Origin of the sequence: Methanospirillum hungatei (assembly GCF_020216685.1) — an archaeon.
GTDB lineage: Archaea > Halobacteriota > Methanomicrobia > Methanomicrobiales > Methanospirillaceae > Methanospirillum > Methanospirillum hungatei_B.
On the sequence record NZ_JAIWNS010000104.1, the window covers coordinates 1 to 10,377 of the forward strand.

Annotated in this window: 6 protein-coding genes; all 6 read right to left on the reverse strand. The window is 44.7% G+C overall.

All coding sequences use genetic code 11. The features are described 5' to 3' along the window. Window positions 1-18: 18 nt before the first annotated feature. Window positions 19-2,139, reverse strand: a complete 2,121-nt coding sequence (locus LDL35_RS06215) for a minichromosome maintenance protein MCM (protein ID WP_304020504.1) — start codon at window positions 2,137-2,139, stop codon at window positions 19-21. A gap of 61 nt (window positions 2,140-2,200) precedes the next feature. Further along, the gene (locus tag LDL35_RS06220) at window positions 2,201-3,502 is read right to left on the reverse strand and encodes a hybrid sensor histidine kinase/response regulator (protein WP_304020507.1); all 1,302 of its coding nucleotides are present in this window, start codon (window positions 3,500-3,502) and stop codon (window positions 2,201-2,203) included. After that, complete coding sequence (locus LDL35_RS06225; protein ID WP_304020510.1) at window positions 3,495-4,850, reverse strand: hybrid sensor histidine kinase/response regulator; 1,356 nt, start codon at window positions 4,848-4,850, stop codon at window positions 3,495-3,497. Before LDL35_RS06225 ends, LDL35_RS06220 begins: the two co-directional genes overlap by 8 nt. Next, window positions 4,847-5,899: a chemotaxis-specific protein-glutamate methyltransferase CheB gene (cheB, locus tag LDL35_RS06230; protein WP_304020513.1), complete on the reverse strand. Its 1,053-nt coding sequence runs from the start codon at window positions 5,897-5,899 to the stop codon at window positions 4,847-4,849. The genes LDL35_RS06225 and cheB overlap by 4 nt, the downstream gene beginning before the upstream one ends. Continuing rightward, entirely contained in the window at window positions 5,896-8,190 is a 2,295-nt protein-coding gene (locus tag LDL35_RS06235; RefSeq protein WP_304020515.1) for a response regulator, read from the reverse strand. Before LDL35_RS06235 ends, cheB begins: the two co-directional genes overlap by 4 nt. A gap of 7 nt (window positions 8,191-8,197) precedes the next feature. Further along, complete coding sequence (locus tag LDL35_RS06240) at window positions 8,198-10,222, reverse strand: methyl-accepting chemotaxis protein (RefSeq protein ID WP_304020518.1); 2,025 nt, start codon at window positions 10,220-10,222, stop codon at window positions 8,198-8,200. Between the last annotated feature and the right edge of the window lie 155 nt (window positions 10,223-10,377).

Sequence of the window (10,377 nt, forward strand, 5' to 3'; positions counted from 1 at the left end):
GATTCCCATCAAAAGGGATTATATAAGTTTAACCACATCGTGTTTTGGCTCCATTGCTTCACCGGAACGAAGCATCGCAGTAAGCTGGCGTTCCACCTCATCACGGTCAAATCCCTGCTGACGGACGATTTCTATCACATCAGGTTTATGAGCTCTGCCATTCTCATCTGCAATATCCCGTATTGCCTGCTTAATATTTCTGATAAGATCACGTTTACTCTTAGAAACACCGGTTGCGAGCATATCAATATCAAACGAACCACTTGAGGGATCATATGCTACCTGCCTCAGACAAGTATCGATAATGGTAATGACACGGTCAGCATCACTCTTTTCTATAACAGAAGAAAGCCTGATTCTGGCTGATGCCTCTGCCAGCCTGACAATTGCCTCAAGCTGCCGTGCAGTAACCGGAACCGGTTTATTCGCATCCGCAAGGTCTCGAAGTTTCATGTAGTATGCAATCAATGTCTCGCGTGCTTCGTCTGATAGCCGGGGAAAGCAGCTTCGTTTCGCATAAGCCACATACTTCCTGAACATTGCCGGATCGATCTCCGGAGTGACCGGTTTTAGCTGCTCGGTGATGTACTCTTCATCCACACCGGGGATTGGTTCACGGTTGTGCTGTGCGATAAGTTCTCCGACACTATGAGCCTTGATGATATGCTCTGCTATTGCCAGATCACGCTCATGTTCAGGTTTGTCTGTAAGGACAAAGAGGAGATCAAATCGTGACAGTAGGGAAGGAGGCATATTGATCTGATCCCCTATGGGAACAAAATCATCAAACCTTCCATACTTTGGGTTTGCTGCACCAAGAAGGGCACATCGTGATTTTAACGTTGCCGTAATGCCAGCCTTTGCAACCGAGATAGACTGCTGTTCCATCGCTTCATGAAGAGCACTCCGGTCATGCTTATCCATCTTGTCCATCTCATCAACACAGGCCACACCCATATCTGCCAGGACTAGAGCACCGGCTTCAAGGGTCCATCGACCGTCTCCAAACTCATCTTTCACTGCAGTGGCAGTAAGACCTGCTGATGTTGTTGACTGGCCGGAGGTGTATATTGCCCGGGGAGAGAGCCGTACAACATATCTGAGCATCTGGGACTTTGCAATACCAGGATCACCAATTAAAAGGACATGAATATCACCACGAAGCCTGCTCCCATCCGGCATCTCCTTTGCAATTCCTCCAAAGAGCTGAAGAGCGATTGCATCCTTGACATCATCCACCCCATAAATAGTAGGAGCAATGGAGTGTGCAATCTTCCGATAGATATTTGGGTCTTTGGAAAGGGCGATGATCTCCTTCTCATCCTCCTCACTGATGTTCACCTCTTCAAACTCTTTTTCAGCTACTTCAATGGAGTTACATTCCACATAGATATCAAATATCGTGGATTTTGTTCCGTACGAATTCCGTTGAATCGAGCGGAGGATTCCATTGACAACTATCCGGTCACCAGGTGCAGAAGTGCCACAGATATCATCAATCACATCAAGATCTATGGTCTGCGGTTGTTCACCGCCACGAAGTCCCTCAGGTGACTCCTGAATTCGAAGTTTCTGAGAGTCTACAAATCGTGAAAACCTTGGAATGAGTTCAAGCTTCTTCTGAGTACATCCATCTGCCTGACACCCGTCCGGCTCTACAAAGGGACCATATGACTGAGCTTTGACGGTACGATGACCGGCAGGACATCGGAATACAGCCAGAGTGATTCGAGGTCTTACTTCGGTCGTTTTCCGGAGAATTCCCTCAACACTAATGAACTTGCCGATATGATCAGAACGGATTTCCCTGATTGCAATCTTCCTCGGGAGATTGATAAATCTGACATTAATATCTGGCTGCTCATCTTTTTTTCTTGTTTTTACGAGACGATGGGTTCGGATTGCATCTTTGATATCTCCTATTACTTTCCCAGGGTTTTCCAAAAGTTCGTCTGCAAGTTCAGTCCCGGTCTTACCAAAACTCTCAATGTCGCGATAATTTATATAGAGCGAGCGTTTGTAAGGATATTCACGGGACAATTCATCGAGTTCTTTTTTATATCGTGTCTTGAGAAACCGGTGCCAGTCTGCATCACGGTCAGTAATCTCAACCGATTCTACATCTTTACCTGGTACCATGAAGATCAGTATTACAGTACTTTTTGTTCATGAAATGAGGATATTTATTTGATCCACAAGATTAAGAGAGTTTTCGAAAATGAACCTTCGGAACACTCAAAACAAAACAGGCCCCTTCTCCCTGTTTTCCATTTTCAATGATTGAAATATCGGTTATTGACAGGATTTCCCGAACAAGGAATAGTCCAAGCCCGGTATTTTTTCCATAACCGCGCCCGAAAATCTGTTCTTTATCCCCATCAGCAACGCCGGCTCCATCATCAGCAATTTTTAGTTCCAAAATACCCTCTTTCTCACATGCACTTATGTGAATCGTGGTAACATGCTCACCATGCCGGAGTGCATTATCAAAGAGATTATAGAAAACCTTTTCAATGAGGGGATCAACAAAAATTTCGTACTGATTCACATCCGGCTCAACGATCACTGCGATCTGGGTGAATGATACACTCATTTTATGAATCAAATCTTGAAGCTGAATCCAGACCGCCCCTTTCACCCCAAGTTCTTCATACAGTCTGGTAAACTCGATCTGGGCAGATAATCTGGAGAGCAGCTGACCTTCTCGTTCCAGATATTCCTGAAAGTGAGGATCCGGGCTGTCCATTTTCGCAAGTTCATTATATGAAAGAAGAGCCATCATGGTATTCTTCATATCATGACGGGTGATGGATGAGAGAAGCCCGAGTTTTTTATTGGCCTGTGAGAGCGATAACTCAACACGTTTACGTTCTGATATCTCATTTTTCAGATCATCATTAATCCTGAGAAGTTCATTATTCGCATCGCTGAGTTGATCATTTACAGAAGCAAGTCTGTCTTTCGCCTCATTCAACTCATTATTTTTAGATATTGCAATCTCATAGGTAGATAGAAGGATATTCAGAATCTTCTGACGGTTCGAAGTGATAACATGAGTACTTCCTGAAAAAAAGACCGATACCCCGGGTTCAACAGAATCATCCTGATTGATAGTCCTATTAGCCAGAATGACCTTAATACGGTCAAGAAGATATGCCGCCTCATATGGCTTAATGATAAAATTATCAGCTCCACATTCAAGTCCGGAAAGCACATCCCTTGGATCAAAGAGCTGGGTCACCAGAATTACGGGGATATTCCTGGTCACTGGATCGGCCTTTAATGTCTTACATAATTCATACCCGTTCATTTCAGGCATCATAACATCAGTCAGGACCAGAGTCGGGAGTTCCCTTTGTATCTCCTCCAGTGCTTGCCGGCCGTTATATGCCACTCTGACTATATATCCTGCTTTATCAAGCAGATGACGTAATATTTCAGCCTGAGTCTTACTATCCTCAGCAATGAGAATTGAAACCGTTTCATTTTGAATATCAGCCATGATGACCTCCTTCTTGGACAGGAGGAGATTCTGATACGGTATCAGTATCAGGCAGGAAGACCTGAAATGTTGAGCCACACCCGGGTCCCGGGCTCTTTACAGATACTGTTCCTCCGTATAATGCAATGATACGCTTTACTATTGCAAGACCAAGACCATGAACTGAATGGTCATGTCGTGATTCATCGGCTTTGTAAAAATCATCAAAAACCCTGCCAATCTGATCCTGTGTAAGTCCTATTCCGGTATCCTGAATGCTGAGAACCTGCTGTTTTGTTTCATGTTCGCAGGTAAGGGTAATACTACCCTTATCTTTATTATACATGATTGCATTTGAGATCAAATTTTCCATAACTGTCATCGCGTGAAAATGAGACATCCGGATACAGGTCCTCGGACGGATAAAATTTTTTACTGTTATCTCTTTTTGATCCAACAGATATGAATGATTTCCTAATACCTCAAGTGAGATTAAATGAATATCTGCACTGCTTTTCATGTCAGAGAATGAATCAAGGGTGATGTGTGACAGTTTGAGTATCCGGTCAACCAGATGTTTCAGAACGGTGACATCTTTCACCAGGAGAGAGAGAATCTCTTTTTTCTCTTCATCTGATTCCTTCTGATACAAATAGGGTAAAAATGCGTACAACGGAGTCAGGGGGGTTTTTAAATCATGACCGATCCGGGTTATGAGTTCTGTTCTCTGCATCAGAAGATGTTCAACAATCTCGTTGGTCACTGATAATGCCTGTGTTCTTTCTTCCACCAGCTCTTCAAGATGTGAGGTGAAATCATTCAGTTCCCTGGTGGTTTGTTCCAGTTCTGAATTTTTTAATGCTGCAGTCTGATAAATTGACATAAGAATGCAGAGCAGATCCTCCCGTGATGAACTGATGAGATACTCATGCCCGTCATAAACAAATGATATCCGATCAGAATCCGACCTGGTTGAAGCGGGATGATTCGGTCTTTGTGCAACAAGAGATATTTCCCTGATCAACTGGTCCCTTCGGACCGGTTTAATAATAAAATTATTGGCGCCACAACAAAGACCTCTGATAATATCAGTCGGATCAGATAGCTGAGTGACAAAAATAATTGGGATTTGAGAGAATCTGGGATCTTTTCTGAGCAGATGACAGAAGGTATATCCATCCATCCCTGGCATGACAATATCGGTGAGAATCAGATCAAAGGGTGTATGATCAAGAACCAGAAATGCAGATGCCGGGGATTCAACCCATTCCGCCTCATACCCTTCCTGAGTAAGATAGTGCCTAATTATGTCAGCCTGAGTCTTACTGTCTTCCACGATAAGCACCCGGCACTTCTGTGATGCTGTCACAATTGCCTCCGTTCAGACAGTGATCGTAAAAACCGGGCAATTTCGACAGGAGGAAGAGAGAACATACCGGCGTTCAGCATCTCTGCCGCACCAGGCATACCGTACACAAATGAACTATCCCGGTCCTGGATGATGGTGCACCCGCCATTCTGCCTGATCTGGAGAAGTTCTTCTGCACCGTCTGACCCCATTCCCGAAAGAAGAATGCCGAGTACATGTGATCCAAGATTTTTTGCAGCAGATCTGAATAAATAAGAAACTGATGGTCGCAGATTATGCTCAGGAGGGCTTATTGAGAATGAAAACCTGAGATCTGATGTTATACCGGTATGTTTCCCGTCAGGTGCAACATATAATATTCCCGGTTGTAATATCTCCCCATCTCTTGCAATACTGACTGGAAAACCGGTTGATTCAGTCAGCCACAATGCCAGACCCTCTATAAAGCCGGGGGACATATGCTGGACCAGAACCAATGGCAGCGGGAATCCAAGAGGGAGATTACGAATAATCTCCTGAATGACCTGTGGCCCGCCGGTTGAAGCACCAATCACAACGACCCGAATATCCTGGTGAATCTGAAATGGAATCTGAATAGTACTGATGTCTTGCTTTGGAACATTCAGATGATTGAATCGCCTTCGAATTACTTTCACTTCAGAATACGTACGAATAGCATTCACAAATTCAGAAGCTGCCTCTTCATAGCCATGATATCCAAATGCAGGAGGTTTTCTAAAAACTGCCAGGGCTCCTGCTTCAACTGCTCTGAATGAAGCCCGAATCTCTTCAAGATTATCAATACCGCTGACGATGATGATAGGAACAGGTGTCCGTTCCATGATCTGTCTGGTAGTTGCGAACCCATCAAGGTCCGGCATATTGATATCCATAGTGATAATATCAGGGGTAAGACGGGAGGCTAGAATGATCGCTTCCTTTCCATTCTTTGCTTGACCTATAACAGAAATATCCGGTTCCTTCTCCAATATACTCTGAAGTACCATAAGAGTTACCGGTGAATCATCCACCAGCAGTACCCGAATCATCTGCCAGCTCCTATAAGTCTGGTAATCACTTCAAGAAGGTTCCCCTGGTCAAAACTGGATTTTATGATATACGCATTTGCACCGACAGTAATACCATGTTCCCGATCTTCCCTGGAATCAAGAGAGGTAACCAGTATTACGGGAAGATCAGATAATTTCTTTTCAGAACGTATCTTTTCAGTAAGAGCAAACCCATTCATCCGTGGCATGTCAACATCTGATACCACAATGTCAACCGGAAGGGTCTTGAGTCTGGTGAACGCATCAAGGCCGTCTACTGCAGTTTCAACATCATACCCAGCACCTTCGAGAATATTTTTCAGCAGCATCCGCGAAGTAATTGAATCCTCCACCACCATGATCTTTCGCCGGCCAGATAATGAAGATGGTAATTCCCGTTCAGATATACCGATACGGGTCTTCCCCTGCATCTCTTCTGCAATATCTTCTACCTGCAAAACCGGCACTATCAGGGTATTGCTCAATATGGCAACACCACTCACAAACCGGATGTCCTTTAATTGCGGACCAAGGTCCCTGACGACTATCTCCTGAGCTCCGCCAATCTGGTTTACTATCAGACCAAAACGCCTGTTTGGAGTCCTGAGAAGTACCACAGAACGGGCATCTTCAGACTGGGGTGAGCCGGATGATAATCCAAGTACTGAGCTCAGCAAGACAACCGGGATTGCCTGATTCTCCAGATATAAAACAGTTCTTCCCTCAATTGTGGTAATCTCTGATGCATCGGGAATCATCACCCGTTCCACATCAGTGAGCGGTAAAAAGAACGGGCGGTTTTCTGCATATACTAAAATACCTCTGAATGTTGCAAGCGTAATTGGAACGGTCAGGAAAAACCGGGTTGATTTGCCAGGAATACTTTCAACATCTACAATACCCCCCACCTGATTAATCTTCTCCTGTACAATGGCAAGACCAAGACCTCTGCCTGATACTGTGGAGACATGTGATGATGTGGTAAATCCTGACTGGAATATCAACCGCTCTTTCTCTCTATCGGTAAGGGCTTGTGCCTCCTCCTCATCCAGCAATCCTTTACTGATTGCAACAGATACTGCTGTCTGTGGATCAATGCCTTTTCCGTCATCAGAAATAGTAATGGAGATCTGATTAGCCCGGTTATGAACAATTTCAATTGACAAGTTCCCTTCTGCTGGTTTTCCATCCCGTAATCTGATCTCTTCAGGTTCAATCCCATGGTCTACCGCGTTTCTGATAAGATGTATCATGGGATCTCTGATACCATCCAAAATCCGTCTGTCTATTTCAATATCTGATCCGGTTATCCTAAGAGAGACTTTCTTCCCCTGTTCACGGGCGATATCACGGACCATTCTCGGATATGCATCAGTCAGCGATGAAAACGGAACCAGTACAACTTCCCTGATACTTTCGATAAGCTGGGTGATGGCAGAATCCATCTCACTGTGATCCTGGGTCATCGCCCTTATGGTTGAATCAAGCTTTGTCTCACAACTTCCGATGATGTCACGGGTGGTATCAATAAAGTGAAGCAGCCGGTCTAAAAAATCATTTGTTCCCTGGAACTGTCGTTTCAGATTTGCAATATCACCTTCAACCCGGCTCAGGCTCCACCTCCATGTCTGCACACTCCGCGAAATTGATTTTAATTCAGAGAGGTGTGATCCCGCAGACATGCGATAAGAAAGCAGGTCATCAGCCGTTTCATACAAAGACGTCAGACGTTCTTCAGAGATCCGAATCTTCGGTCCGGCTGTCCCTTTTCCCGGTGAAGATACTGAGAGTAGTTCAGGAGTAACCGGTTCACTGTGACTGGCATCTGGTGGAGTTGCAGGTTCCCGGATACTTGCTTTTTGAGGGGGGGCTGGTGGAACTTCACGTACAGGAGAAGTGTGCGGGGAAGGAACTGCTTTTTTCAGTTTTTGAATAAGTGGCGTGATTTTTACCGTTTTATCGCCGGCAAGAAGTAATTCAAGAGTAGTTATCACGTCATGAATCAGATCAAACTCACTCTGCGTGAGGATCATCTCACCTTTCCTGACAGAAGAGAAGACCGATTCAAGATGCTGGCAGATCGTCTCAATATCCTTCAGACCAACAGCATGGGCTGCTCCTTTCAGACTATGGGTTGCACGATAGACCGGTTCAATCTCTGATTGTTGCGATCGGGAAGGGTCTTGCTCGATCACCAGTATTCCGGCAATAATCGCCTGAACATGATCTGCTGCTTCCTCGCCAAAGGTAGCGAGCAGTCGTGCAAGAAACTCCTCATCCTGTAGATCCATGGCTCTTTCAGACTCTGAACCGTTCAGTAATCTCTTTCAGACTATTCCCAAGATCATGAAGATCACGAGCGGTCTTTTCCACCTGCCTGGTTACTTCAAGATTATTTTGTGCCGCAGTTCGAATATTTTCCATCGCCATGGAGATCTGATCCATTACTACAACCTGCTCCTGACTTGAAGCAGTTATCTGAATTCCGGCACGTGCAGCATCAGATATTCCCTGATTCAGAACTACAATCGCTTCCTGTGCCTCCTTTGTCAGTTTCATACCCGTTGCAACGGTCTTGGTACCCTGCTCAGTAGAGATTACCGTTGAACTGATGCCCCGTTGAATATCTGTCAGAATGTTTCTGATATTTGTTGTTGCCTGTTTTGACTGCTCAGCAAGGTTTTTGATCTCCTGTGCAACGACACCAAATCCCTTCCCAAATTCTCCCGCCTTGGCTGCCTCAATCGAGGCATTCACTGCAAGCAGATTTGATTGTTCTGCAATATCAGTAACACTTGCAATTATCTCACCGATGGCCTGACTCTGTTCAGACAGGCGAATGACATTTGAAGCAATTGACTCCATCTGCTGGTTGATATGATTCATACCGGTCATAATCTCTTCAACTGATGCCTGTCCGTTCTTCACAACCTGGTTAACCGCCTGTGACTTTTCAGCAACTGCCTTTGCTTTCTGATTGGTAACCTCACTAGTTTTGCGTACCTCTTCCACAGTTGCCGACGTTTCATTGACTGCAGACGCAGTTTCTGCGGTACTGGAAGACAGCTGAGCAGTGACTGATAAAATCTCTGTGGATGCAGCAGAGAGAACATTCACACCCTGATACAATTCATCATTCATGATCGTCATCATTCTGGACAGTTCAATACCAATCCTGTTCAGGGCTTCTTTAAAGGTTACATATTCACCTTTCACATGGAGTTTCTCATCAACCCGGGCAGTAAAATTCCCTGCAGCATATTCACCAGATACCCGCATTGCCTCATGCACCGGTTCAATGACGGCGTCAAGGGTTTTGTTCACTTCTTCTACAATTCTTCTAAAGTCTCCCTGATGGCGTGATGTATCAGCCCTGATATCAAGCCTGCCTTCCACCGCTGCTTCTGAAAGCATACGGACATCGGCTATCATCAGATTGACGGCTTCAATACACTGATTCAGATTGTTCTTGATAAGTGAGAAATCCCCCCTTGCTTCCTCGGTAATCTTATCAGGAATATCCCCATATGAAATCCGTTCAACATATTCAGCAGCAATATTCAGCGGTCCGATGATCGCATCCAGCATCTGATTAATTCCCCTAAACATATCTCTGCTGTATCCGGTATATTTGGAGATATCTACCCGGTAATCAAGATTACCTGCAATACCATTGGATATAAGCAATTCAATGTCACGATTCCTTTCGTTAAGAATGGTGATAAGATTATTCAGGTTGGTTTTTATCTCTTCGAAAGACCCGGCAAAAGGTTCAGTAATGAGCGGCGGGATTGTTCCATGGGCCATTTCATTAATATACTCAGCCGTAATCCCCATTGGTCTGACATATGCATCAAGCGTAGAATTCATACCGTCAATGATCTTTTGAAAGTCTCCTTCATGTTTATCAGCATTGACCCGGTATGCCAGCTCACCTTTTACTGCAGCTTCAGAGAGCGTGTGTGCATCCTCTACCATGGTAGCGATGTGAGTTCCCATGTCATTCACCGTCTTACCTAATACTCCGATCTCATCATTCCGAACCAGGTCCACCCGTGCAGTACTGTCTCCCCGTCCAATTCTCACTGCCACATCCATAAGTTCAGTTAAGGGACTGGTAATATTCCGGGTCAGAATATAAGCAACCAATAGGGAAATAATTCCAACACCGGTTCCGACGACAAGTATAATGAGAATGAGAGAATTCTTTTCAGCTTCAGCAGCCTCTATGGTTTTTTGTGCACCATGCAGAAGTGAATCCTTAAGAGCGGAGAACGTAGCTTCAGTTGCACGCCTGGCTTCAGCATGTTCTCCCCCATTCATGATAGAAATTTTTGCTTCCCGTTCTTTCCCGCTTTTTTCCAGCTCAAATACCTGGAGAGCAGCTTTTTTACATGAAAAACCCTATTGGGGAAATCCCTCAAGGCCCTTAATATTCCTGAGGATCAGGCTTATTAAGAGTCTTGGTTACTTCACAG